Origin of the sequence: Paraburkholderia domus, assembly GCF_905220705.1 — a bacterium.
Taxonomy (GTDB): Bacteria; Pseudomonadota; Gammaproteobacteria; order Burkholderiales; family Burkholderiaceae; genus Paraburkholderia; species Paraburkholderia domus.
In genome coordinates this window covers 1-26,291 of the sequence record NZ_CAJNAT010000022.1, presented here as the reverse complement: position 1 = coordinate 26,291, position 26,291 = coordinate 1, and the positions used below count along the sequence as shown (strand labels likewise).

The 26,291-nt window shown below is 63.1% G+C and carries 21 protein-coding genes and 1 pseudogene; 16 read left to right on the top strand and 6 right to left on the bottom strand.

The features are described from left to right. Positions 1-36: 36 nt before the first annotated feature. From KHO31_RS28125 to KHO31_RS28095, 7 genes and pseudogenes are all read left to right on the top strand, one after another. Positions 37-948, top strand: coding sequence for a LysR family transcriptional regulator (locus KHO31_RS28125; RefSeq protein WP_201086636.1), 912 nt, complete (start codon positions 37-39; stop codon positions 946-948). A gap of 336 nt (positions 949-1,284) precedes the next feature. After that, positions 1,285-3,546, top strand: a complete 2,262-nt coding sequence (locus KHO31_RS28120; protein ID WP_201086635.1) for a TonB-dependent receptor — start codon at positions 1,285-1,287, stop codon at positions 3,544-3,546. A gap of 10 nt (positions 3,547-3,556) precedes the next feature. Next, positions 3,557-4,282 (top strand): annotated as a pseudogene (locus tag KHO31_RS28115) (tetratricopeptide repeat protein); the annotation flags it as partial. Positions 4,283-4,461: 179 nt separating this feature from the next. Then, the gene (locus tag KHO31_RS28110) at positions 4,462-5,145 is read left to right on the top strand and encodes a Fe2+-dependent dioxygenase (RefSeq protein ID WP_201086633.1); all 684 of its coding nucleotides are present in this window, start codon (positions 4,462-4,464) and stop codon (positions 5,143-5,145) included. A gap of 396 nt (positions 5,146-5,541) precedes the next feature. Then, complete coding sequence (locus tag KHO31_RS28105; RefSeq protein ID WP_201083288.1) at positions 5,542-6,288, top strand: 2Fe-2S iron-sulfur cluster-binding protein; 747 nt, start codon at positions 5,542-5,544, stop codon at positions 6,286-6,288. 13 nt (positions 6,289-6,301) lie between these two features. Then, entirely contained in the window at positions 6,302-7,303 is a 1,002-nt protein-coding gene (locus KHO31_RS28100; protein WP_201083290.1) for an FAD binding domain-containing protein, read from the top strand. Then, positions 7,300-9,522, top strand: a complete 2,223-nt coding sequence (locus tag KHO31_RS28095; protein ID WP_201083292.1) for a xanthine dehydrogenase family protein molybdopterin-binding subunit — start codon at positions 7,300-7,302, stop codon at positions 9,520-9,522. The genes KHO31_RS28100 and KHO31_RS28095 overlap by 4 nt, the downstream gene beginning before the upstream one ends. Before the next feature lie 56 nt (positions 9,523-9,578). Here the strand turns inward: KHO31_RS28095 and KHO31_RS28090 are convergent, their stop codons facing one another. Continuing rightward, complete coding sequence (locus KHO31_RS28090; protein ID WP_201083294.1) at positions 9,579-10,148, bottom strand: cysteine hydrolase family protein; 570 nt, start codon at positions 10,146-10,148, stop codon at positions 9,579-9,581. A 150-nt stretch (positions 10,149-10,298) separates the two neighbouring features. Here KHO31_RS28090 and KHO31_RS28085 point away from each other — a divergent pair, with 150 nt between their 5' ends. The 4 genes from KHO31_RS28085 to KHO31_RS28070 all read left to right on the top strand — a co-directional run bounded on the left by KHO31_RS28085 (position 10,299) and on the right by KHO31_RS28070 (position 13,702). Then, positions 10,299-10,886 carry a nucleotidyltransferase family protein gene (locus KHO31_RS28085; protein ID WP_201083296.1) on the top strand — a complete coding sequence of 196 codons (588 nt, stop codon included), beginning with the start codon at positions 10,299-10,301 and terminating at the stop codon, positions 10,884-10,886. Positions 10,887-11,021: 135 nt separating this feature from the next. Then, positions 11,022-12,539 (top strand): UdgX family uracil-DNA binding protein, encoded by a 1,518-nt coding sequence (locus KHO31_RS28080; protein WP_201083300.1) that lies wholly within the window; start codon positions 11,022-11,024, stop codon positions 12,537-12,539. Positions 12,540-12,731: 192 nt separating this feature from the next. After that, on the top strand, positions 12,732-13,436 hold the full coding sequence (locus KHO31_RS28075) for a PIG-L family deacetylase (protein ID WP_201083306.1): 705 nt from the start codon (positions 12,732-12,734) through the stop codon (positions 13,434-13,436). A gap of 125 nt (positions 13,437-13,561) precedes the next feature. Further along, positions 13,562-13,702, top strand: coding sequence for a hypothetical protein (locus tag KHO31_RS28070; RefSeq protein WP_165924003.1), 141 nt, complete (start codon positions 13,562-13,564; stop codon positions 13,700-13,702). Positions 13,703-13,757: 55 nt separating this feature from the next. On the opposite strand, the gene KHO31_RS28065 is transcribed toward KHO31_RS28070, so the two are convergent. Genes KHO31_RS28065 through aepX form a run of 3 tightly spaced genes read right to left on the bottom strand, consistent with a single transcriptional unit; the run spans position 13,758 to position 17,721 of the window. Beyond that, entirely contained in the window at positions 13,758-14,825 is a 1,068-nt protein-coding gene (locus tag KHO31_RS28065; protein WP_201083308.1) for a 2-aminoethylphosphonate aminotransferase, read from the bottom strand. 11 nt (positions 14,826-14,836) lie between these two features. Continuing rightward, on the bottom strand, positions 14,837-16,003 hold the full coding sequence (gene aepY, locus KHO31_RS28060) for a phosphonopyruvate decarboxylase (protein ID WP_201141591.1): 1,167 nt from the start codon (positions 16,001-16,003) through the stop codon (positions 14,837-14,839). Continuing rightward, entirely contained in the window at positions 16,000-17,721 is a 1,722-nt protein-coding gene (gene aepX, locus KHO31_RS28055) for a phosphoenolpyruvate mutase (RefSeq protein WP_201083324.1), read from the bottom strand. The genes aepY and aepX overlap by 4 nt, the downstream gene beginning before the upstream one ends. 652 nt (positions 17,722-18,373) lie before the next feature. Between aepX and KHO31_RS28050 the strand changes: the two genes are divergently transcribed. The 3 genes from KHO31_RS28050 to KHO31_RS28040 all read left to right on the top strand — a co-directional run bounded on the left by KHO31_RS28050 (position 18,374) and on the right by KHO31_RS28040 (position 22,837). Continuing rightward, positions 18,374-19,915, top strand: a complete 1,542-nt coding sequence (locus KHO31_RS28050; RefSeq protein ID WP_201083326.1) for a methyl-accepting chemotaxis protein — start codon at positions 18,374-18,376, stop codon at positions 19,913-19,915. Positions 19,916-20,348: 433 nt separating this feature from the next. After that, positions 20,349-20,972: a trimeric intracellular cation channel family protein gene (locus tag KHO31_RS28045; RefSeq protein WP_201083328.1), complete on the top strand. Its 624-nt coding sequence runs from the start codon at positions 20,349-20,351 to the stop codon at positions 20,970-20,972. Positions 20,973-21,094: 122 nt separating this feature from the next. Continuing rightward, positions 21,095-22,837, top strand: a complete 1,743-nt coding sequence (locus KHO31_RS28040) for a peptidoglycan D,D-transpeptidase FtsI family protein (protein ID WP_201083330.1) — start codon at positions 21,095-21,097, stop codon at positions 22,835-22,837. Between the two features lie 54 nt (positions 22,838-22,891). On the opposite strand, the gene KHO31_RS28035 is transcribed toward KHO31_RS28040, so the two are convergent. Further along, entirely contained in the window at positions 22,892-24,007 is a 1,116-nt protein-coding gene (locus KHO31_RS28035; protein ID WP_211624600.1) for a GGDEF domain-containing protein, read from the bottom strand. A gap of 315 nt (positions 24,008-24,322) precedes the next feature. On the opposite strand from KHO31_RS28035, the gene KHO31_RS28030 reads away from it, so the two are divergent. After that, positions 24,323-24,580: a DUF2866 domain-containing protein gene (locus KHO31_RS28030; protein WP_120295794.1), complete on the top strand. Its 258-nt coding sequence runs from the start codon at positions 24,323-24,325 to the stop codon at positions 24,578-24,580. Between the two features lie 22 nt (positions 24,581-24,602). Here the strand turns inward: KHO31_RS28030 and KHO31_RS28025 are convergent, their stop codons facing one another. Beyond that, complete coding sequence (locus KHO31_RS28025) at positions 24,603-25,241, bottom strand: glutathione binding-like protein (RefSeq protein WP_201083334.1); 639 nt, start codon at positions 25,239-25,241, stop codon at positions 24,603-24,605. Between the two features lie 65 nt (positions 25,242-25,306). On the opposite strand from KHO31_RS28025, the gene KHO31_RS28020 reads away from it, so the two are divergent. Further along, entirely contained in the window at positions 25,307-25,927 is a 621-nt protein-coding gene (locus tag KHO31_RS28020; RefSeq protein ID WP_201086631.1) for a TetR/AcrR family transcriptional regulator, read from the top strand. Positions 25,928-26,291: the final 364 nt, after the last annotated feature.

Sequence of the window (26,291 nt, the reverse complement as noted above, 5' to 3'; positions counted from 1 at the left end):
TTCTTGAAATCAATTACTCATATGCGACCCATCAACATGGTTGATCTACGCGACATCGATTTGAATCTGCTGGTTTCGCTTGACGCACTGCTCGCCGAGTCGAACGTCACGCGTGCGGCCGAGCGGCTGCATCTGACACAACCGGCCGTCTCCACACAACTCGCGCGCTTGCGGCAGATCTTCGGCGATCCGCTGCTGCTGCCCGCCGAAACCGGCCGCGGCATGACGCGCACGGCCCGGGCGCTGGAGCTGATGGCGCCGCTTCATGCAGCGTTGAAGAATCTCGAAGTGGTGGTGCGCCACCAGTCGGCCTTCGATCCACTGACCGACACACGGCGCTTCGTGATCGCCGCGCACGACAACGCCACCGTGGTGCTCGGCATGCGCCTGATGGAGTGCTTGCCGACTTCTGCCGGGCCGGGTGTGCGCGTGGCGTTCGTAATAGGCGATCAGCCCACCGCCGCGTCGCGGCTCGAAAGCGGCGAGATCGACCTGCTGCTCGGTTCCGACCGGATGATTCCGCCGTCGATGAAAGCCCGCAAACTCTATGACGATCATTTCGTGTTCGTCCAGCGCAAGGGCCATCCGCGCGGCACCGCACCGCTCGATCTCGACATCTACTGCACGCTCGATCACGTCCTGGTGTCGACCAGCGGCGGCAGCTTTCACGGCTTCATGGACGAGCACCTCGACGAACTCGGCCGCAAGCGGCACGTCGCGTTATCGGTCCAGCACTTCACCCTGGTGCCAGAGTTGCTGTCGAAAACCAACTATGTTTCGACACTGCCGTCGCGCTTCGCGGCACGCTACGTCGATCAGCTCGATCTCTTTACGCTGCCATTCGACGCGCGCGGCTTCACGTTGTACGCGGGATGGCATCCACGCAATCAGGCCGATCCGGCGCTTGTGTGGCTGCGGGAGACGCTGGCCGAGTTGGCGGCACGATAAGAAATCGAGCGAGGAACAGCACGCCCTTTGATCAGAAGTGGCGCATCACGCGCTGCAAGGGCCGCTCGTGCGACGGCACGCACGACTTTACATTCACTCCCCCGCAAGTCGCTAAGTCCACCCCTTCCCCGCCCATCTTCGTCGATACGACCGTCAATCAGATTCATTGGCATGCGAATTCCAATGTCGTGTCTAGAGATTTTTGATGCGAACGCTTCTCAATTACAGTCGGATTGCATAGAATGCACGCCGAAAACACTTTGTAATAAATATGGAATACCCGGGTAAGAAATGCGTTGTTCACCCGGTCACCAGCACTCATCGACGGGGATAAAAATGAAGTTGCGGTCCGACGAACCGAAGCTCGGCAAAATCAGCACGACGTTGTGCAGCATGTTGGCGGCCGGCCCCGCCCTCGCGCAAGGCACGGCCGGTACGGCGCCGCCCGACAAGGAAAGCCAGCTCGCGCCGATCGCCGTACAAGGCCAGTCGGACGACGGCTTCAAAACCGATCACTCGGCCTCGGTCAAATTCACCGCGCCGCTGGTCGATACGCCGAAGTCGGTGACCGTGATTCCGCAGGAGTTGATCAAAAGCACGGGCGCCTCGACGCTGACGGAAGCGCTGCGCACGGTGCCGGGCATCACCTTCGGTGCCGGCGAAGGCGGCAATCCTCTCGGCGACCGTCCGTTTATTCGCGGCTACGACGCCCAGGGCAGCACCTTCGTCGACGGCATGCGCGACATCGGCGCGACCACCCGTGAAGTGTTCAATATCGAAAGCGTCGAAGTGACCAAGGGTTCGGACGGCGCCTACGGCGGCCGCGGCGGCGCGGGCGGCAGCATCAACCTGATCACCAAGACGCCGCATCTGGGCAATTCCGCCGATGGCAACGCGGGCCTCGGCACCGACCGCTATCGCCGCTTCACCGCCGACGGCAACTGGCAAGTGGCCGATCACGCAGCCTTCCGCCTGAACGTGATGAGCCACAACAACGACGTGCCCGGCCGCGACGCGGTCAACAACGAGCGCTGGGGCATCGCGCCGTCGTTCACCTACGGCCTCGGCACGCCGACCCGCGTCACGGCGAGCTACTACCACCTCTCGACCGACGATCTGCCCGACAGCGGTATTCCGTACTTCTACACAACCACCAACAAGCCGGCCAACGTCGACACGATCTATCCGGCCAATGTGGACCGCCACAATTTTTACGGCCTGATCGACCGCGACTTCCGCAAGACAACCTCGGACGTCGGCACGGTGCGCATCGAACACGACATCAATAGCAATCTGACGATCCGCAACACCACGCGTTATACGAAGTCCACCCAGGACTACATCTGGACGCAACCGGACGACAGCCAGGGCAACGTCGTCAACGGCATGGTGTGGCGCCGCGCGAATACGCGTGCCAGCGACGTCTACAGCCTCGCGAACCAGACCGAGCTGTTCGGCGAATTCAAGACCGGTTTCCTGAAGCACAGCTTCACCACCGGCCTCGAACTGTCGCGCGAAACCAGCGTGAACGATTCATACGCCGTAGCAGCGGCGACCGGCGCAGTCTGCAAAACCAAGGGTATCGGCGCGGCGTCGGGCTATAACTGCACGAGCCTGTGGTCGCCGAATCCGAACGACCCGTGGGCCGGTTCGGTGAGCCAGGCAAACGACCCGAGCGAGCAGCGCACCACCACCAAATCGCTGTATGCGTTCGATACGATCGAACTCACCAAACGCTGGCAGGCCAACATCGGTTTGCGCGTCGACGATTACTCGACCGATTTCCGCAACACGGTGGCCAACGCGGCTACCACCGGCATCAAGCGCACCTCGCGCGACGACACGCTGTTCAACTACCAGTTCGGCCTCGTCTTCAAACCGGCTTCGAACGGCAGCGTGTATGCGTCGATCGCGACCTCGTCGACGCCGGCCGGCGCCCTGCTCGGCCAGGGCAGCGAAACGCAATCGTTGACGCCGGGCCGTGGCGGTGTCGGTGCGAACGCGGATCAACTCGCCCCGGAGAAAAACCGCAGCGTCGAACTCGGCACCAAGTGGAACGTGCTGAACAACCACCTCTCGCTGACGGGCGCGCTGTTCCAGATCGACACGACCAACGCACGGGTCACGCTGCCGAACAACGAGTACGCGATGGTCGGCAACAAGCGCGTGCAAGGCTTCGAATTCGGCGTGGCCGGTCAGTTGACGAACAAGTGGCAAGTGTTCGGCGGCTACACGTACATGAAGAGCCAGTTGCGCGACAACGGCAAGACCACCTCGGATAACGGCCATCAGTTCCCGAACACGCCGAAGAACAGCATCAGCCTGTGGACCAACTACGACGTCCTGCCGAAGTTCACGATCGGCGGCGGCGCGTTCTACATGTCGCAGGTGTACGGCGACACGGCGAATCTGCGCGCGGTGCCGTCGTACTGGCGTTTCGACGGCATGGCGACGTACCGGATCAACAAGAAGGTCGATCTGCAACTGAACGTGCAGAACATCTTCAACCGGACGTATTACGACCAGGCGTATCCGGCGCATTACGCGTCGATCGCAGCCGGCCGTTCCGCCTTCCTGACGCTCAACGCGCATTACTAAGCACGGCACGATGGAACAGGTGACGCTGAAGGCGCTGGCGAGCGTGTCGCATGACGAGCTCACCGCAATTCTCTCCGGGCCGCCCGCCAAAGCCGCCGCATGGGTGGCGGCAGCGGCGCACAACGGCATCGTCGAAGCGCAGGCGGTGTACGGTCAGTATCTGCTCGATGGTCACGGCGTAGAGCGCAATGCCGAAGAAGCGTTGACCTGGTTCAAGCATGCAGCCCGGCACGATCATCCGATGGCGATGAACATGTTGGGCCGGTGCTACGAACACGGTTGGGGAACCACCGCGTGCGCGCCGGTGGCGGTCTACTGGTACCGGCTCGCGGCGCAGGCGGGACTCGACTGGGGCATGTATAACTATGCGTCGGCGCTGGCGCTCGGCAACGGTGTGGAGTGCGATCGTGCGCAGGCGTTGCAGTGGTTCCGGCGCGCCGCCGAAATGGGTCACGTGAAGTCGATCAATTTTATCGGCAGTTTTTACGAAGACGGTTGGGAAGTCGATGCCGACGCAAGCATTGCGCTCGACTATTACCGGCGCGCAGCGGTGGGCGGTGACTTCCGCGGCCAGTTCAACTATGCCCGGCTACTGGCGGGGCGCGGCGAGATCGACGCCGCGCTTGAATGGTTGCGACGTGTGCCGCATTCGGCAACAACAGCGTTCATCGCGAAGATGCAGACGTGGCTTGCCGCTTCTCCGGTCGGTGCCTTTCGTGCACTGGCTGAAGACCTGAATGCAGGCATACGCGCGCACATAGCGGCGAATATGAGCCCGGATCCAGGCACACACGGAAACTCGGGGCCGGGCATGAACCAAGGGGTGAATAGAAGCGCGGTTCCGGGCACGGATCCAGGCAAGAACACAAGCACCGCTGCAGGCGCGATGATGCCCCTGGTTCAGGAGTCACGCGCATGATGCTGCATCTGCAAGGCGTACTCAGCAAACAACAGGTCGCGCAATGCCGCAAAGTTCTCGACGCGGCGCCATGGATCGACGGCAATGCGACTTCCGGCGAACAGTCGGCGCAGGCCAAGCGCAACCAGCAATTGCCCGAAGGATCCCCCGCCGCGCGTGCGGTGGGCGATGCGATTCAGGACGCGCTCGGCCGCAATCCGCGCTTCTTTTCCGCGGCATTACCGCTGAAAGTCTTTCCGCCGCTCTTTAACCGCTACGCAGGCGGCGACGGTTTCGGCACGCATGTGGACAACGCGATCCGCCAGTTGCGCGGCACCGACTTCCGTATCCGCAGCGATCTGTCGGCCACGCTATTTCTCGCTGAACCGGATACCTACGACGGCGGCGAACTCCGCATCGAAGACACCTACGGCGTGCATCGCTCGAAGCTGCCGGCCGGCGACATGGTGCTCTACCCGGCTTCGAGCCTGCATCACGTGAGCCCGGTGACGCGTGGCGTGCGGGTCGCGTCGTTTTTCTGGATTCAGAGCATGGTACGCGACGACGGCGAACGCACCATGCTGTTTCAACTCGACAACGACGTACAGCGCCTCGCCGCCGAAAAAGGTTCGAACGATGCAACCGTGGTAAGTCTCACCGGTATTTATCACAATCTGCTGCGCCGCTGGGCCGACGCCTGATTTAGCGGACTCCTCGTCCCGCGCAAAACAGTCTTTCTTTTTGCACCTAGAAAGAAGGCACTTCCGCGTATTTACTTTCCTATTCGTTAAGCGCAACGTCGGTAGCTGACGCGCGCCGCTGCATTTTTTGGCTACGCTCTCCACGATTCAATTCACCCTGATTCGCTGCCGGGTCACGGTGAATCCAGCTGCGCTGCGTGTCGAGATATCGTTGCATTCGCAACGGCGCCGAAATTGCTGTGATGAGGTAGACCGCGACGTTTCGGATGTCGACGCATCGGATACCCGCATGTCGGTTACCCGCATGTCGGTTACCCGCACGTCGGATACCCGCACGTCGGTTACCCGCATGTCGCCATGCCTGCATTGACCTTTCAATGGAGTCAGCAAACCGTCATGTCAACGAAGAATGACTGTCAGGATCCGGGCGACGTCGCCGCCCCACCCCAACCGTCGCGCCGCCGCTTTCTGCAATCGGCTGCCGCTGCTGCTGCTGCCGTCGGCGCGGCGCCGCATCTGCGCGCACAAACACAAACCCCGGCCGCGCCGCCGCCCGCCGAAGTCCATGCACCGGTGCCGGCCCGCCCGGTCACGCTGACCGTCAACGGCCGTGCTTACACGCTGCAACTCGAACCGCGCGTGACCTTGCTCGATGCGCTGCGCGAGTACGCGGGCCTGATGGGCACGAAGAAAGGCTGCGACCGCGGACAATGCGGCGCATGCACTGTGATCGCCGACGGCCGTCGCATCAATTCCTGCCTGACGCTCGCCGTAATGCACGACGGAGAGAACATCACGACGGTTGAAGGACTCGCAAGCAACGGCGTGCTGAGTCCGATGCAACGGGCCTTCATCGAACACGATGCGTTCCAGTGCGGCTACTGTACGCCCGGGCAGTTGTGTTCCGCGACTGCCCTGCTGAACGAATTCCGTAACGGCACGGCCAGCACCGTGACCGCCGATGTCCGCAGCCGCCCGCCGCAACTTTCCGACGACGAAATCCGCGAACGCATGAGCGGCAATATTTGTCGCTGCGGCGCGTATGCGAATATCGTCGCGGCGGTGCGCGCGGTGCACGGGGGCGGCGGGCAGAACAGCGCAAGCGCCGGCAGCAACGGCACCGATAGCCGCGGCAACGCCTGACGGAGCGACCAGCATGGATGCAATCTCTTACGAACGCGCCGGCGATGTCGCCGGCGCCGTACGCGCGGTGCAGCAACCGGGAGCGGTGTTCATCGGCGGCGGCACCAACCTGCTCGACTTGATGAAAGGCGGCGTGGCACGGCCGATGCGGCTCATCGATATCACGCACATCAGCGGACTCGATACGATCACCACGCTGCCGGACGGCGGCATCCGCCTCGGCGCCCTGGTGCGCAACAGCGATGCCGCCAATCACGCGCTGGTGCGCGAACAATACCCGTTGCTCTCGCAAGCATTATTGGCCGGTGCCTCGCCGCAACTGCGCAATATGGCGACGGTCGGCGGCAATCTGTTGCAACGCACCCGCTGCGGCTACTTTTACGACACAGCCTTCACGCAGTGCAACAAACGCATGCCAGGCAGCGGTTGCGCAGCGCTCGAAGGCCATAATCGCACTCAGGCAATTCTCGGTGCGAGTCCGCAATGCATCGCCGTGAACCCATCGGACATGAGCGTGGCGCTCGCCGCGCTCGACGCCGTCGTGCGCGTCAGTGGCCCCGCGGGCGAGCGGACCATTCAGTTTGCCGACTTTCATCGGCTTCCCGGTGACCGGCCCGATGTCGATACGACATTGCAGGCGGGTGAGTTGATTACCGCCGTCGATTTGCCGCCACCTTTGTTCAGCGCAAACGCCCACTACCTGAAAGTGCGTGACCGGGCCAGTTACGCATTCGCGCTGGTCTCGGTGGCGGCCGCATTGCAGATGGACGGCGACCACGTGAAAACCGCGCGTATCGCGTTGGGTGGCGTCGCGCACAAACCCTGGCGCGCGAGCGTCGCCGAGCAGATGCTCAACGGCCAGCCGCTCACACAGGCGACGCTGCACAACGCCGCTGCCGCCGCGTTACGCGATGCCAGACCGCAGCACGACAATCGTTTCAAGGTGCAACTCGCGCAACGCGCGATCGTGCGCGCAGTGAACCAGGCCGCGGGCCGTGCCGGAGGTGTCGCATGAATCTGATCGGTCAACCGCTCGACCGCATCGACGGTCTGCTGAAAGTCACCGGCGAAGCGCGCTATGCCGCCGAATTCCCCGAGGCACGGCTCGCGCATGCGGTGCTGGTCACCAGTACGATTGCACACGGCACGATCACGTCGATCGATGCGAGCCGCGCGCAGGCATTGCCAGGCGTGCTGCTGGTGATGACGTATCAGAACGCGCCGCGCCTGCCGAATGGCGGAAAACCAGCATTGGCGCCGCCGGCCGGCAGGCGCCTGTCTCTGCTGCAGGACAACCAGATTCACTACAACAACGAACCGGTTGCGGTGGTGGTCGCCGATACGCTCGAACATGCCACCGATGCCGCGCGCCAGTTGCGCATCATCTATCAGAGCAGCGCCGCGACACTCGACTTCGCGCAGGCGAAGCCGAACGGACATGCGCCTGACAGACCGCAAGGCCGCATCACCGACACCCAGCGTGGCAGCTTCGAGGACGGCATGCGCAGCGGCACGGTCCACGTCGACGCCGTATACACAACCCCGATCGAGCATCACAACCCGATGGAGCCGCACGCCACGATGGCGCGTTGGGACGGCCCGCAACTCACGCTCTACGACTCGACGCAAGGCGTCAGCAATGCGGCGCAGGCGGTCGCCAGAACGTTCGGCATGTCACCCGTCGACGTGCGCGTGATTTCGCCGTTTATCGGCGGCGGCTTCGGTTGCAAGGGATCGTCCTGGTCGCACGTGTCGTTGTGCGCGATGGCGGCGAAACAGACCGGGCGTCCGGTGCGGCTCGTGCTCGAGCGGCCGCAGATGTTCGGGCCGGTCGGCGCGCGCCCACATACCGAGCAGCATCTCACGCTTGCCGCGAGGCACGACGGCACGTTGACGGCGATGCGCCACGACAGTATTTCGAACACGTCAATGTTCGAAGACTGGACCGAGACCTGCTGCATGGTCACGCGCATGTTGTACACGGTGCCTAATCAGGTCACGACGCACCGGATCGTGCCGATGAATCTCGGCACGCCCACCTTCATGCGCGCGCCCGGCGAGACAACCGGTTCGTTCGCGCTCGAATCGGCGATGGACGAACTCGCCGTGGCGTTGAAGATGGACCCGCTCGCGCTGCGTCTAAAGAATTACGCTGATGCCGATCCGCAGGAAAACAAGCCGTGGTCGGGCAAGTCCCTGCGCGAGTGCTATCAGATCGGTGCGGAAAAATTCGGCTGGTCGCGGCGCACCGCCGCACCACGTTCGATGCGCAACGGCAACACGCTGATCGGCACGGGCATGGCGACCGCGACGTATCCGGCCAACCGCAGCGAAGCCGCGGCCGTCGCGCGGATTCTGCCGGACGGCAGCGCAATGGTCGCCTCCGGCACCCAGGATCTCGGCACCGGCACTTACACCGTCATGACCCAGGTCGCCGCCGACGCACTCGGCTTCGCGCCGGAAAACATCCACTTCGCGCTCGGCGATTCGTCGCTGCCGAGAGCGCCGGGATCGGGCGGCTCGCAATCGGCAGCGAGCGTCTCGCCGGCGGTGCGCGATGCCGCGACCCAGGCGCGCAGCCAGCTGATCGCATTGGCACTCGCCGACGAAGCCTCACCGGTGCACGGCATCGCGCTCGACGACATCACCGTGGAGAATGGCTGGGTCATGAGCCGCTCGCAACCGGCGAAGCGCGATCCGGCCGCGGCGATCATCGCGCGCTCAGGCGGCAAGCCGATCGAAGCCACTTCGACGGTCAAACCCGGCGACGAGAGGCAGAAGTATTCGTTTCACTCGTTCGGTGCCGTGTTCGTCGAAGTCCATGTCGATGCCGACCTCGGCACGATTCGCGTGCCACGCGTAGTCGGTGTGTATGACGTGGGGCGCGTGCTGAACGCGAAGACCGCGCGCAGCCAGTTGATGGGCGGCATCGTGTGGGGCGTGGGGGCGGCGCTCCAGGAAGAGAGCTCACTCGACACGCGCTACGGTCGCTTCACCAACGCGAATCTCGCCGAATACCACGTGCCGGTGAATGCCGACATCGGTTCGTTCGACATCACGTTCATCGATCAGCCTGATCCCTACATCAACTCGCTCGGCGTGCGCGGCATCGGCGAGATCGGCATCACCGCGGTGCTGGCAGCGATTGCGAATGCGGTGTATCACGCGACCGGCGTGCGCGTGCGCGATCTGCCGGTGACGCTCGATAAGGTGATGGGGACGATGCAAGTGTGAGGCGGTTCGGCGCCCTGTGCATGCGCTCGTACTCATGCGTGGGTCCGACGAAGGCGCTAAATGCGTGATGCACGGCCAAGGATCTCGGCGGTGGTCGCGATTTCCGCGTAGTCCATCGCGAGGTTCGCGAGCGACAGCGCATGCACGTCTTCGGCCACCCACATGCGGCCGTTCAGATCGCGCATGTCGAACGTGAAGGCTGCGTCGCTCGCCACCAGCGTGGTGAAGCCGAGGTTACCGGCCGTACGCGCGGTAGCTTCGACCGAGTTGTTCGTGATCACGCCCGCGATCACCACCTGAGCGATCTGCCGCGTGCGCAACCAGCGTTCGAGCCCGCTCGCGATAAACGCATCCGGCACGTTCTTTTCGACGACATGCTCACTATCCTGCGGCTCGAAGGCCGTCTGAAACTCGACGCCGCTCTGCCCCGGCCAAAATACCGAGTCCGGTTCACGGGAAATGTGACGCACGTGAACGACAGGCCGCGCGCTGCCGCGCCAATGGGCGAGCAAGGCCGCGAGATGGTGTTCGGCGTCGGGATTGTTGCGGCGGCCGAGCTTCGGAAACTGAATGCCCTTTTGCAGGTCGATCAGGATCAGCGCGGCATTGTCGTCGAGGCGCTTCATGGCGATGAAGATCCGCTTTGATATGAGGTAAGCGGCTCATTGTACGGGCACTGCCGCGCACAACGGCACACCTCGGCTGATGGATTGCCGCTTGCCTGCCGATGCGTTGCATCGCACAATCGGTCTCATCCTTTCTACCGGTCCCCGTCCATGGCCTACGCCTCGCTCGCTACTGGCGTGTTGCTTGCCGCCGGCTTCGGCTCACGCTTCGACCCGGACGGCCAGCACAACAAACTGCTCGCGCAGATGCCCGACGGCACGCCGGTCGCGCACGAAGCCGCGCACCGGCTGCTGAAGGTTGTCACCCGCGTGCTGGCCGTGGTGCGGCCAGGCTCGGACGCCCTTGCGCGCCTCCTGAACGACGCCGGTTGTGACGTCATGTTCGCCGCGGACGCCGAACGCGGCATGGGCGCGAGCCTCGCCGCGGGCATCGAAGCCAGCGAAGACGCCGAGGGCTGGATCGTCGCGCTCGCTGACATGCCGCGCATCGCCACCGCGACGATCGAAGCGGTGGCACGTGCGCTCGATGGCGGCGCTTCGATTGTCGCGCCGTTTTACCAGGGGCAGCGCGGCCATCCGGTCGGCTTCGGCATCGAGCATCGGGACGCATTGATGACACTCGACGGCGACACGGGCGCACGCTCGCTGTTGATGTCGCAGCGGGTGATGCGGCTGGACGTCGACGACCCCGGGATTCTGCGGGACGTGGATACGCCGGAAGATCTGCGCAACGTTTAACGTTAGCGCGCCTGCGCCGTCTGCGCGCAGGCGCACTTGATTCAGGTCGGCATTTGGGCGCATACTGTATATCCATACAGTATTTTGGCCGCATGGGTACGCATCTGACGCTGCGCGCATCCACGGCGCGTCAGCATGAAACGCATTCCGATCGAACTGTCTTTCACCGCATGGCGGCGCGCCGCACGGGCCTTGCTGCGGCAAGGTGTCGAGCCGTCGCAGATCGAGTGGGTTGAGTCCGGGGATGAACGCGAAGCGCCAGGCACCGCAGGCATTGCTAGCGTGGCTACGCCAGGCGCGCCCGATACTGAGTCCGATCCCGCGACTACAGGTGCCTCCGGCATAGGCACCACCACCGCCCTCGCCGCGCCCGCGATTCCCCGCGAACTGCTCTCCTGGCTGAAAACGGCGGCTTGCTTCCGCGCGCCAGACCGCTGGGCGCTGCTGTACCGCATCCTGTGGCGCTGGACCCGCGGCGAACGCCACGTCCTCGACCTGAACGACGCCGACGGCGCGTTGCTCGATCAACGCATCCGGGCGGTCGAACACGAAACCGAAGATCTGCTGACACTCACGCTGTTCAGGCGGCGTGATCCGTCGATGGGGCCGCCCGAATTCGTCGGCTGGTACGAGCCGCATCATGATCTGCTGGAGCGCGCCGCCGCGCGGTTCGCCGAGCGCATGGGCGACTCCACGTGGATGCTGGCCACGCCGTACGGAGCGGTGCTCTGGAACGGCATGCTACTGCGCATCGGCAGGCCGGCAGCGGAGGAACGCGAGCACGCCGCGCATGCTTTACCGGAAAGCACCATGACCGGCGAAGCGATCACCAGCACGCCCACGGAGGCGCTCTGGCTCGCGTATTACGCCAGCGCCTTCAATGCGCAGCCGTCGCCCGTGCCGCTGCGTTACTGGAGAATGCCGCCCGCTGGGCCGCCGCTGCCCGCGCGGCTCGCACGCGAGCGCAGCCGTCCCGGCGCGCAAAGCGCCCCCGTCACCGTCCCGCCCACGCCGCCAGTCGAGTATTCGGCGATGACACCGCCCTTGCAGGAGCCCACGGGCCCGCTTGGCACCTGCCGGCGCTGCGCGTTATGGCGCAACGCGAAGCAGGCGGTGGCAGGTGCCGGGGCCGCCCATGCGGCGATCATGGTGGTCGGCGAACAACCCGGTGAATACGAGAACCAGCACGGCGAGCCCTTCACCGGCCCGGCCGGTCAACTGCTGGACGCTGTGCTTGCGCGCGCCGGACTGACGCGGGAGGCGCTGTATCTGACTTATGCCGTCAAGCATTACAAATGGGAGACGCTCGACCAGCAGCGCGTCCACCGCACGCCCGCGCCGCGCGAAGTCGAGGCTTGCCAGTACTGGCTGGAAAAAGAACTGACACGGATTGCGCCACGCGTGGTCGTCACGCTAGGGGCAACTGCGCTGAAAGCGCTGACCGGCGCGCACGTCAATCTGTCGGAATACCTCGGTCAAACCATCGCCCACGACGGGCGCCTGATCGTGCCGGCCTGGCATCCGTCGTATGCGCTAATCACGGCCGACGCCAGGTTGCGCGACGACATCGTGGCAACCATTGCGGCGGCATTCGGCCGCGCGGCGGCGCTGGCGGCCAAAGGCGAGCAAGTTCGGGATATGCCCGATGCGTAACGGTGAGCCTCTGCGGGAAACCACGGCAGCATCTGCCCGGTCAGGCACACGGCTTGCACCCATCGCAACAGTTACGCAAACCACGCCAATTCCGCCTAAGCTGATGTGACGCCGCCAATCCAGCACGATTGTCTCGCGCAATATTGACGCTTCGAATGCGGCCCCGAGCGTTCCGAAACCACCACACGTCCCATGAGCGAAACCAGCCCACGCCTTTTCGTCGTCTCGCCCCACTTCGACGACGCCGTCTTCAGTTGCGGTGCATTACTCGCCGCCCATCCAGACGCCGCCGTGTGTACGGTGTTCGCCGCACCGCCCGAGCAGGAAATGCATACCGAATGGGATGAAAAATCGGGTTTCACGAGCGCCCATCAGGCTATCCATGCCCGCACGCTCGAAGACAACCTCGCGCTGGAGGTGCTCGACGCGATTCCGCTGCGCATGCCGTTTCGCGACAGCCAATACATGGACTCGCCATCGATCAGCAAATTGGCGGCGGTACTCGAAGAGACCATCTACCGCACGACCGCGAACACGCTGCTGATGCCGCTCGGCTTGCATCACGACGATCACGTCCTGGTGTTCGAGGCCTGCTGCGAAATCCTGCCACGGCTGTCGCATCTCACCTGGTTCGCCTACGAAGACGCGATTCATCGCCGCACACCGGGTGTGGTGCAGGCGCGGCTCGCCGACCTCGCGCAACGTGGCATCGTTGCGACGCCGGCCTATCCGAGCGCAGGACATACGATTGATCTCACGCGCCGCACGTTGCTCAAATGCGAAGCGGTCAACGCCTACGAAAGCCAGCTGCGCGTATTCGGCGCGGGCGATTACGACGATGTTTTCGCCACCGAACGTTACTGGCAATTGAGCGTGGGCCGCCGCCGGAAAAAGTAAGGGACGCACACGGCGGCGTGCGGGATCGCCTACGCTAGAAGGGAACGGCCGGCGTATAGGTGGATTCGCCGCCAGCGGCCGTACTGCCCGCGTCTCAACTAAAAGGTGATGCAATGAGCTACGACATGCATACCAGCCCGATTCCCGATCCGAACGCCGATCCGAACCGGGACCCGGAGGCCGATCCGCTAGTGCCGCCGTCGCCCGGTCATCACACCGAGGAGCCGCAGCGGCCCGATGGGCCGCCGGACAAAGATCCGGTGTGACGCCGCGCGCGGTGGCTAGCGCACGCGTGAGTGAGCGTGTGACTGAGCGCGTGCTTTAGCGTGTCAACTCGGTAAAGCCTTGCAGGAGGCGGTCGATGTCGGCGGCGTGGATGTTACCCATCGTCGAAATCCGGAACAGCTCGGCTGACAAGCCGCCCTGACCCGCATAAATGACGAAACCGCGCGCCTTCAGCGAATCGTGCAGTTGCGGATACGACACGCCGTCCGGCAAGCGATACGCGCGCAGCACCACCGACGACTGCTCCGGCGGCAACACACTGCCGATGCCTCGTTCGGCCAGACCCGCGCGAGCCTGCTCGGCCAGCGCTGCGTAACGCGCGTGGCGCGCCCGCCAGCCGCCTTCGTCGGCGAGTTCGCGCAGCGCTTCGACCAGCGCGTAATACGCGTGGACCGACGGTGTGAACGGCGTATTGCGCTGGTCCTGCAACCGCGCGAGGCGCCCGAGGTCCAGGTAGTACGTGCGGCTCGCCGCCTGCGCCAGCGCCGCGCGCCGCACCAGCACGAACGACGCGCCCGGCACGCCATGCAGACACTTGTTCGCGGTCGCCGCGACGGCGTCGAGACTGGCGTCGGCGAAATCGATCGCTTCCGCGCCGAAGCTGCTGACGCCATCCACCAGCAGACGCAGGCCGCGTTCGCGGCACAGCGCGCCTAGCGCCTGCAGATCGTTCAGGCGTCCCGTCGTCGTTTCGTGATGAATCACGGCGACGTGAGTGAACGCTTTGTCCGCGTCGAGGCGTTCGGTGATCTTCGCGAGATCCGGCGCCTGCATCCAGTCGTGCTTCAACGACTCGTGCGCAATGCCATATTGCGTGGCGATCTGCGAAATACGCTCACCGTACACGCCATTTTCCACGACCAGCAGCTTGCCGTTTTGCGGCACCAGCGCGGCGGTCATGCTTTCAACAGCGGCCGTGCCCGAGCCGGTCATCAAGACCGCTTGCCATTCGCCTGCGTCGAGGCCGTAAAGATCAACCAGACGTGTGCGCGCCTCTTCCTGCAAGTCGAAAAACTCGCTTTCGCGGTGGCACAGATCCGTTTGCAACAGGCTGTTGCGGACGCGTTCAGTGAGCGTCACCGGACCGGGATTGAGCAGCAACATAAATGCACTCCTTAAGCAGCGCCGATGTGGCGCATCAGGCGCGTCTTCACATCGGGCGGGGTGATAGTGGGACGCGGCAGGCCATCGGGCGTACCGCGGCGAATCGCCAGTCGCGCAAAGCGCGGGCCATGGGGCGACAGCGCTGGTTCGAACAATTCGTCGATCACATTGACGTCGTCGCTTTCAAGCGCCGATGCGTAACCGCAAGCCGCGGCGACACCCGCAAACGACACCTGCGACGACACCGTCGCCTGGCCACCGGTCGAGTCGTGTGCGCCGTTATCGAGTAGCAGATGCGTGAGATTCGACGGACCGTACGCGCCGAGCGTCGCAAACGCGCCCATGCGCATCAGCGCGGCGCCGTCGCCGTCGAGCGCGACCACGTGCAGATCGGGACGCGCCAAGGCGAGACCCAACGCGAACGGCGTCACGCAGCCCATCGAGCCGACCATGTACAACTGGTTGGGACGATCGTCGATTGCATAGAGTTCGCGGCCGCAAAATCCGGTCGACGCGAGCACCACCGTCGATTCGAGCGGCGTGTGCGCGATGACTTTCTGCAACGCGTCGTGACGTGAAGCCAACTCATTCGCCGCGACGTTTTTGAATTGCGAACGCGGTGTCACAGGCACTCGACGAGCACCTGCGTGACCCTCTTTCAACTCGTACGGCGCCACGCTGCCCTTTTGCATCACGAGCGCGTACGGACGGCCGGTTTCATCCATGTGAGCGATGGCGCGATCCAGCGCCGGGCCGATCGCGTCGGCTTCGGTCGGGAAGGTCTCCCAGGGAATCTCCATCGTATCGAGCATCGCGGGCGTGATTGGGCCCATCAGCGCGTGCTGCGGTTCGTCCGCGACGCCGGGTTGCCCGCGCCACGTCACGATCAGCAATTGCGGCAGACGGAAGGTCCACGTGAGCGACGTCAACGGGCTCACCGCATTGCCGAGGCCGGAGTTCTGCATCATCGTGATGCCGCGCCGGCCGTTCTGCGCGCCGAGTGTGACGCCCGCGATCAATGCGACTGCGTCGCCTTCATTGGCCGCCGAGACGTAATGCAGCGATTCGTCCTGCAATACGTAATTGATGAACGGCGTCAGATACGAGCACGGCACACCGGCATACCAGTCGAAGCCGCGTTCGCGCGCCGCCTCGACGAACTGTGCTGCCTCGATCATTGCGCGGCTCCGCTAGCTGTCCCCGTCTGGTTACCGACCGTTGCCGCGAACGGTGCTTGAGCATGAGCGAAGTCGCCCGCACGACGGAAGTCTTCCAGATCGTTCACGCCGCGCCAGTGGCCGTGCACGTATTGCACCTCGATCGCTTCACCGGCTTCGATCAGCGCATTCAGCAGCGCGGGCATATCGAGCGAATCGAAATCCGGGCGCGCCTGCAGTTTGCTGAGTACCGCTTGCAACCGCCCACGCCCTTCGCCGCGTACATTCAGCAGACCGACCCAGCGACCGTGTGGCGTTTGCGAAGCGATGGCGGACGCTGCCTCCTGCCCGCTCGACACGTGACGCAGTGTGACCTTGTTGCCGAACAGCCCGCGATCGTCGGCTGCCGAGCACCATGCGAAGTCACGCACGCTGGCGTTTTCCGCATCGGTCAGCGACGAATCGACCACCACGCTGAACGCCGCTTCGCTCTCGACCAGATCGCGCAGGATGTAGCTGCGGAACAGCAGGTCGCCATACGAGATGACGGTGTCGCCCGCGACCCGGTCGACTGCGCAGGCGAGCGACGCCAGTTCGCCGGTTTGCGCGTGACGTTCATTGACGACCAGCTTGATCCCGGCCGTATCGATCGCATCGGCGCGATAACCACCGACCACGGTGATGTCATTGACGCTCTGCTTCTTGAACGCATCGACGAGCCAGCGCAGAAGCGGCTTCCCCGCGATCGGCAGCATCACTTTCGGCCGATCTTCGGTGACGGCCTCGAGCCCCTTACCGCGGCTTGCCGCGAGCACGACGGCCGCGCCGGCCGCGCGTCCGCTCGACAGATAACGGTCTTCGGCTTCCGAGTATTCGTCGGCGTCTTGCAGACGGAAGATTTCGTTGACTGCGGCAATGCTGTCTTCGACGTTGACGAGCGTTTCGCTCGCGTGAATTTCCTTGGCGACGGCCTGCATGGCCGAGGTCGAGGCGCGGATCAGATGATTCGCCCAGATGACCGTACTGATGCCGGCCTCGCGGAATACCTCGGTGGGCGTGCTGTAGTACTTGGTCGGCACGATGACGAGCGGCCCGCGGCCGGCCCATTCGCGTGCGAACTCGAGGATTTCATCGGGGCGCGAGAGCTTGCTGTGAATCAGGATCGCGTCCGCACCGGCTTGCCGATAGGCTTCTGCGCGACGCAGGGCTTCGTCCATCCCCCAGCCGGCGATGAGTGCTTCGACGCGGGCGACGATCGAAAAGTTTTCATCCGACTGCGAGTCTTTACCGGCTTTGATCTTGCCGCAGAACTCATCCATATCCGCGAGCGGCTGCGCTTCGCCGTTGATGAAGCTATTCGTTTTCGGGAATTGTTTGTCTTCGATACAGACGCCGGCGATGCCGCGTTGTTCGAGTTTGCGCACGAGGCGGCGCACGTTGTTGAAGTTACCGTAGCCGGTATCGCCATCGAGGAGGATGGGCAGATCGCTGGCGTCGGCCATGAATTCGAGGGTATCGACGACTTGCGTCCAGCTGGCTTCGTTGTTGTCGCGCACGCCGAATTGGGCGGAGATCGCGAGACCCGAACCCCAGATCGCTTTGAAGCCGGCTTCGCGGACGATGCGGGCGGAGAGACCGTTGTGGGCCTCCATCATGAATTCGAGTTCATTGCTGACGAGCATCTGGCGCAGGCGTGCGCTGCGCGAAGCGCAGACGAATGCAGGTTCGCGGGCGTTCATTTTCTTTACTCCTTATAGCGGGCTTATTAGGGCTCTTTTTTGCCCTGCGGGCGGCTGGAAAATGGCGACTATAGCTGAAATCGTTTTTATTCGGCGGCTGGGTGGTATTGGGGTTTTCTGATGTTGTTGTTAAGTGTGAAAATGTGTTGTTTTTTGCATTTCATGCAATGCGGTTTGGATTTGGGGTTTTTTGGCGTTATGTGGAGGAATGTGATTGGGCCCTGCGGGTGGCTTGGTTTTGTGCTGGTTTTTTATTTTGTCTTGTTTGGTTTATTTGGGTTTTTTGTTGTCTGTGTTTAGTCGCTTTCTGTATTAATTTTGCTATTGGTCTATTAGCGTTGCCCTGTGCGGGGCGACGCTAATAGACCATTAACAAATCAAGGAAAGGCCAACACCATAAGCACACAGACAGTACGCGCCGAGCAGGCAAAACAGAACAAGGAAATCCCAACACCACCGGCATACAAACAACAAACAAAAAACCCCAAATAGTCATACAAAAAGACAGCGGGTTTCCCCTCCCCTGCGGAGCAAACACCAAGAAGCCGTAAACACAGCAAGCGACAAGCCAATCGCTGCAAGCGGAAAAAGTGAACGAGCAATCCCCCTGACCGACCACCTCGCGCAAGCGAAAGCAACCCCCCCAATTGCTATGACTCTGAACAAAAAACTAGCCTCAATGATCGCGGTCCTCTGGACCGGCCTGATCCTGATCGGCGGCTTCGGCGCATGGCAAAACCGCGCGTCGATGATCTCGGACCGTCGCGATCAGCTCACCTCGCTGATCGACCAGGCCAATCACATCGTCAACCGCTACTACACCCTCGCACAACAGCACACGATCACCGAAGACGAAGCCAAAAAACAGGCGCTCGACACACTCGCCGCCATGCGCTACGGCAAAGACGGCTACATCTCCGTCAACGACTCGCAGCCGGTCATGCTGATGCACCCGTTCAAGCCGGAAATGGTCGGCAAGAACTTCGCGCAATTCACCGACCCGGCCGGCAACCATCTGTTCGTCGATATCGTCAAAGCAGGCAGCCGCGATGGCGGCGGCTTCGTCGACTATATGTGGGCGAAGCCCGGCAGCAACGAACCGGTGGCCAAAACCAGTTACGCAGGTCACTTCGCGCCGTGGGACTGGTATCTCGTCACCGGCATGTACATGGACGACGTACAGAGCGCGTTCTACGCCAATCTGCTGCGCTGGCTCGTCATCACCGTGACGCTCGGCACGATCGCCACCGTCGTCATGCTGCTGGTGTTGCGCAGCATCCGCCGCACGCTCGGCGGCGATCTCGAAGTCGCAGTGGAAGCTGCACAACTGATGGCGCGCGGCAACCTCGCCACACGCGTGCCGGTACAAACGGACGACACCGGCAGTCTGCTGCACGCCCTCCACACCATGCAGGCCGGTCTCGTCGATACGGTTTCGCGCGTGCGTCTCGGCACTGAAAACATCAATATCGGCGCAACGGAAATCGCCGCCGGCAACACGGATCTGTCACAACGCACCGAGGAACAGGCCGCGGCGCTCGTCGAGACGGCGTCGAGCATGGATCAGATGACAGTCAACGTGAAGCAGAACGCGGACAGCGCGCTGCAAGCGGCGCAACTCGCCGGTCAGGCTGCGGATGTGGCCACGCGCGGCAGCCGCGTCGTCGACGACGTGGTCCGTACGATGGGCGAAATCACCAGCAGTTCGCGGCAGATCGGCGACATCATCGGCGTGATCGACGGCATCGCGTTCCAGACCAACATCCTCGCGCTCAATGCAGCAGTCGAAGCGGCCCGCGCGGGCGAACAGGGGCGCGGCTTCGCGGTGGTCGCCGCCGAAGTGCGCAGCCTCGCGCAACGCTCGGCCACGGCCGCGAAGGAAATCAAGGCGTTGATCGAAACGTCGACCCATACCGTCGAAGCAGGCGCGTCGCTGGTCGCCAACGCTGGTTCGACCATGGGCGAGATCGTGCAGTCAGTGCGCCGTGTGAACGAAATCCTCGAGGAAATCAGCAACGCGTCGCGCGAACAGAGCGCGGGCATCGAACAGGTCAATCGCGCAGTCGGCGAAATGGATCAGGTCACGCAGCAAAATGCCGCGCTCGTCGAAGAAGCTGCCGCAGCGGCCCATTCGCTGAAGGATCAAGTGGGTGTGTTGCGCGAGGCAATCTCGAGCTTCGCTTTGCCGGCCTGAGGCCGCCAGCTCTTTTCAGGCAGCGCGACACCTGCAGAAGAGAGGCCGAGAAAAAGAAGGCGCTCTACAGGCAGAGAGCGCCTCTTTAACACGCCGCGTCGGAGTCGACGCATTAATCGAACGAACCAGCCGCGCGGATTTTTCAAGTCCACGCGGCTTTTTCGTGGCTGCCCGTACCTCTGGCTATGTCTTGCCGCTACGGCTACAACCGCATCTGCACTGAGAAGGCGAAGCCCCGCCGTTCAGCAAACACTTGCCACGGCCGATCCCGCAACCAGGTTAAGCCGAATTTGGCATTACCGAATTCGGCTTAAGGCATTTTCATCAGAACCCGCCGCTTCCGATAATGGCCGCTTTCAAACGCGCGCCTCGCGGCGAACTCCCATGGGGAGTCGTTCCCCTCGCGAGCGCCGTCCCGCCAAGGCTCGCCGTCATGTTGCTCCACCTCCTCTACCTCGTTGCGATCGTCGCCGAAGCCATGTCCGGCGCGTTGATGGGCATGCGCCGCGGCATGGACCGCTTCGGCCTGTGCCTCGTCGGCACCGTCACCGCGCTCGGCGGCGGCACCGTACGCGACGTGTTGCTCGGCCACTATCCCCTTGCATGGATCTCGCATCCAGATTACGTTCTGATTACAATCGGGGCAGCGTCGATTGCGGCGGCCAGCGCCAAATGGCTGCGTAACTGGCAAGGGCTGTTCGTCACAGTCGACGCAATCGGGCTGATCGCGTTCACGGTCATCGGTTGCGACGTTGCCGCGGCGCTGGACGTGAGCCCGGCGATCGTCGTGCTGGCCGGCGCGATCACCGGCGTGTGCGGCGGCATGCTGCGCGACCTGCTGTGCAATCAGATGCCGCTCGTGCTGCGCGAGGAGTTGTACGCCAGCATCGCGCTCGGCGCAGGCGCACTGTACGTGGCACTACAAGCCTGCGCCGTGGCGCCGGGGGCGGCCTCCGTCGTGGTGCTGGCCGGCGGTTTCGCGGTGCGCATGCTGGCCGTACGGTTCCGTTGGCAACTCAAGGTATTCACCGCCGCCGATTCGGGCGGCGCAAGTTAATCCCGCTGCACGCCACGCGCGTGCGGCTTTCACTCGAGGAGCACGCTCGACAGTCACGCGCAACAAGCTGCCGGCCCCGCCGGTTTCAGTTCGCCACGCACTGCTGTCCGTTATCCGCACTCATGATCCAAAAGAAGAAATCGCAGTCGCACGATCCCTACGCGCCCGTCGCGAAGAACCAGCTGCTGGCCGCGCGCCTGCCGATGTGGCGCTCGAAACTTGTCATCCTGCTGGTGTTCAGCGCGTTTGCGTCGCTGGCGGCGCGCGCGTTCTGGGTGCAGGTGGTCAATCAGGACTTCTACGTCGATCAGGGGCAAAAACGCTATCAGCGCACGATCGAGCTCGATGCAACACGCGGGCGCATCGTCGATCGCAACGGCTCGTTACTCGCCGTCAGCCTTGCGACCTATGAAATCTGGGCTTCGCCGAAACTGCTCGACGAAGCCTCGTTCGCGCCGCTTTCGAAGCTGCTCGACCTGCCGCTGGCGGAACTGCGCCGGCGTCTGAACGGTGACAAAACCTTCGTGTTGCTCAAGCGCCAGGTGGATGCCGACACCGCCGATCACCTGAACAAACTAGGCCTCGCCGGCATCACTCAGATTGCGGATTCAAAGCGCTTTTACCCCGAAGGCGAATCGGCGGCGCACGTGGTCGGCTTCACCGATATCGAGGACAACGGCCAGGAAGGCGTCGAACTCGCCGTCAACGAGCAACTACTTGGCGTGCCCGGTCAGCGCGAAGTGATCCGCGACCGTCTGGGTCGGGTGGTGTCCGAGACCCGGCCGCTCGTTCCCGCGCAGAACGGCGACACCATCCACCTGACAATCGACCGGCGGATCCAGCAACTCGCCTATGCGCAACTGAAGGACGCCATCGCCAAACATCACGCCGAAGCCGGCAGCGTGGTCGTGCTCGATGCACGCAACGGCGAAATTCTCGCGCTCGCCAACTATCCGAGTTTCGATCCGAACGACCGCGCCCGCCTCACCGGGCGGCAACTGCGGAATCGCGCGGTAGTCGACACCTTCGAGCCGGGCTCGACGATCAAACCGGTCGTCGTCGCACTGTCGATCGACGAAGGCAAGGTCCGGCCGCAAAGCATTATCGATACCGCGCCGGGCTGGTACAAGATCGGCCCGGCGGTGATTCACGACACCTCGAATCATGGCGCGATGACCGTCGCCGAAGCGGTGCAGAAGTCGAGCAATATCGCGCTCGCCAAGCTCGCACTGAATCTGCCCGCTGAAAAAATCTGGAACAAGTATCAGGAATACGGACTCGGGTTGAGACCCGAGCTGACCTTTCCGGGTGTCGCGTCGGGCAAGGTGCGCCCGTACAAACGCTGGCGTCCCATCGAGCAGGCGACCATGGCATATGGCTACGGTCTGTCCACTTCGCTGCTGCAGATCGCGCAGGTCTACACCGCCTATGCCGGCGACGGCACCCTGCATCACGTGAGTCTGTTGCGTAAAAACAGAGACGCGGACGGGAACACGGGTGCGGCGACGCAGGCCACGGATAACGGCCATGCAGTCACAACACCCGCCACCGCGCGCGCGATCCGCTCGATGCTCGAAATGGCTGCCGGCCCCGGCGGCACGGGGCGTGCAGCGGCGGTGGAAGGCTACCGGATCGGCGGCAAAACCGGCACGGCGCGCAAACAAGTCGGCGCGACTTACGCGAAAAATCGCTACCGTGCACTGTTTGTCGGCATGGCGCCGATGAGCGACCCACGGCTGATCGTCGCCGTCATGATCGACGACCCGGCCGGCAAGGCATTCTATGGTGGGACGGTGGCCGGGCCGGTGTTCAGCGGCGTGACGGGCGGTGCGCTGCAGTTGCTGGGGGTGCCGCCGGATGCCTGAGCGGGTCGAAACGAATCGAAGGGTCTCGCATGATGCGTCGGTGAACGAACCACCTTAGCGTGGCGCGTTATTGCTGCCCGCTTTCGCCAGCGCCTCGATGCGATTGCGGCCGTTGCGTTTGGCCTGGTACATCGCCCGATCGGCTTCTTCCATCATCGCGAGGCCCTGCGTGGCCGCATCGGCCGGCGTGCCGGTCATCGTGCGCGCCGCCACGCCGATCGACACGGTCAAGGCGATGCGTTCCCCGTGGTCGTCCTGCAAGTCCAGCCTTTCGACAGCCAGCCGCACGCGCTCGGCGACCGTCAGTGCATCGGTCCGATCGCCCTGCACCAGCGCGGCAAACTCTTCGCCGCCGTAACGCGCCACGGTATCGCCCAGCCGCACCTGCTGCCGCACGCAGGCCGCGACCGAGGCCAGAGCGCGGTCGCCAGTCTGATGTCCGTAGGTGTCGTTGATACGCTTGAAGCTGTCGATATCGATGAACAGACACGCGACCGGTACGCCATACCGGACGGCACGCATGATCTCCTCGCGCAGCCGTTCATCGAAGTAGCGGCGATTGGCGAGGCCGGTCAGCGAATCGGTCATACCGAGTTGCTTGAGCCGCTCGCGATGCGCGACATTGTCGAGACTCGCCGTAACGATGCTCGCAAAGCGCTCCAGAATGTCCGTCGCCATGCCTTCGGCGAAACGGCCCGGGTCGTCACTGCAGAGGCATAGATAGCCGCTGACGGTGTCGCCGGCGGCGAGCGGCAGCAAGATCGCGCTCGCCGGCGTGTCCGCGTCGCCGAAGAATGCGCGGCGCGCCGTTTCATCCAGCCCGCTCAGCTTGCCCAGCCATGGCCGTCCCCCTTCGCATAGACCAAGGGCAGCGAGACCGCCTTCGCGCGACGTTTTCAGATTGGGCTGATCGAGGGCGTCCAAAGCGCCCGGATCGAGCAGTTCGAGCAGCATCGGCGCGCGGTCGTCGAGCCACAACGTCACGCTCGCCAGCGAGAATTCTTGCGGCAGATGGCTGAACAGCGTGTCGAGAAACGACGCGAAATCCTGCGCGCCGATCAGCTTCAACTCGACGTTCTGGAAGCGGCGCAGCGTCCGCTCGTTGTGTTGCACGGTATCGACGAGCGAGCGAAGACGGTCTGAAAGCGGCGTTTGGGCGAGATTCGTCACGTTATCAAGGGTGCGGGCCCTGAGGCCAAGCGGGGTCGGCGGCCCCAACCGCTGTAATAACGGCCAATTCCCCGAGGTCTTGAGGGTTGGATCACCACGCAAGCAAAAGAGCGGTTCAGTGGGGCGATCGGATACAGCGGATCAAGCGCAGGATTTTTTTGAGCGCGATCTTAAGTTTGGCTTAATTCTTACCTGTAACTATGGCGCACAACATCCCCTGTTGAGCCGCCAGAACATCGGCGGCGCTTTTTTTGCGAGGGGTGTCGCCGACGCGCCGATAGATGGACAGCATGCCTGCGAAGAAGGAGTCAAACGATGGTGGAAGACACGGTATTCGAGCATTTGCGCGCGATGCCCGGCAACGAATGGGTGCGCCAGATCCACTCGTGCAAGGTCTCAGACCCCTTGCAACCCCCTTGGGGACGCTCGTACAGACTCGTCGAATGGACCATGAAGCACACCCCGGAATCGAGCCGCCGCGTGGTGCCCGCGGAAAGCACACCACTCGAAATCGCCCAGGCGGTCGTGTCGCACATTCCGGGGCGCCGCTTCTGCCAACATAGCGACGATTAATCGCGCAGCCGGCTGCCTCCCCTCAGCTTTTCGCGCGCTTCGCCATTTCTTCCTGAAACAGCGCCACTTCTTCCGCAGCGGCTTTTGCCACACTCGGCCGCTGCATCAACCGCTTGTAGTAATCAGCAACCGCCGGCCATTCCGACAGGTCGATGCCGCCATATGACGCCCAGTTCAGCACGGTGACCAGATAGGCGTCGCCCACGCTGAACGCGTCCAGCAGATACTCGTTTTGCGCCAGATGATCTTGCAGAACGCCCAGCCGCAACGCGGCCTTGTCGCGCGCATAGCGCTTCACGTCTTCGGGCGCGCGTGCATCGAGTAGCGGCACGAACACCCCCTTGTGCAACTCCGTACTGATAAAACCCAGCCATTGCTGCAGCCGCGCGCGCTGTGCCGTACCCGCGGCGGGCGCGAGCCGCGCGGCCGGAAAATGATCGGCCACATAAGGCAGAATCGCCGTGTTTTCCGTCAACAGCCAGCCTTCGTCCGTACGCAGCACCGGCACCTGCCCGAGCGGACTGATCGGATAGAAGTCCGAGCCGTCCGACAACTTTTTCGACTTCGTGTCGACCTGAATGAACCCAGCCTGTGCCCCCGCCTCGTACAACGCGATTCGGGTGGCCAGTGAACAAGCGAGCGGCGAGAAGTACAGATCCATGGGGAATCCCCTGTCGTTAGTGTTTTTGTACTATATTGCATTTAAATCACTTCCGCCATATTTTTATGCCGATCAGTACAAAAAAAGAAGTCCGCCCTCGCGGACGCCCACGCGCCTATGATTCCGACCAGGCGCTCGCCGATGCAAGAGACGTGTTCTGGCGTAGCGGCTATGCGGGCACCTCGCTGGATCAATTGAGCGCCGCGACCGGTATGAACCGCCCGAGCCTGTACGGTGCATTCGGCGACAAACACGCGTTGTATCTGACTACGCTCGAACGTTATATCGAAGCCGGCCGGCTCGCGATGGTCCATGCGCTTAGCGAAGACCTGCCATTGCCGCAGGCACTGCTGCGCGTTTATGAAGGTGCACTCGCGTGGTACCTGCCCGCCGACGGCGATCCGCTCGGCTGCTTCATGATCGGCACTGCCGCGGTCGAAGCGGTGGATGACGCCGAGGTCCGCACAGCGCTTGCCGAAGGACTGCGTACCTACGACAAGGCCTTCGAGAAACGCTTCAAGCTGGCGCAGGCCACCGGCGAACTGGCCGCCGATGCGCAACCATCCCTCCTCGCGAAGATCGCTTCGGCGATTTTGCACAGCCTCGCGTTGCGCGCCCGTGCGGGCGATTCACGCGCGTCGCTGCGGGCAACGGCGATTGCGGGCGTGACGTTGATATGCGGATAAGCGCTTTTGCAATGCTTGACAGTCACGCGGAACGGTTATGCCTATGATGGCCCCTTCCGCCTGACACGTTATGGTTTCGACATGAGCTATCCGTACGATTTGATTACCGCCACATGTCTTTTCATCATCGTGGTCTCCACCACCATCATGCTCGCGCTCAGCTGAGCGGTTTAACGCCCCCCCTTTGCAGAGGTTGCGAGCCAGTCAACGCGCGCTACGCATTTCCGTAAAAAGACGGGATATACTGTACATATATACAGGTGCGACCTGAAGGTCGCTATCGCAACTGTCTTGCCGATAGTAATTGGACAAGACCTGCTGTTCTGCCAGCAGTAGCCTACTCGATCGTGCGTCGCTGGTAACA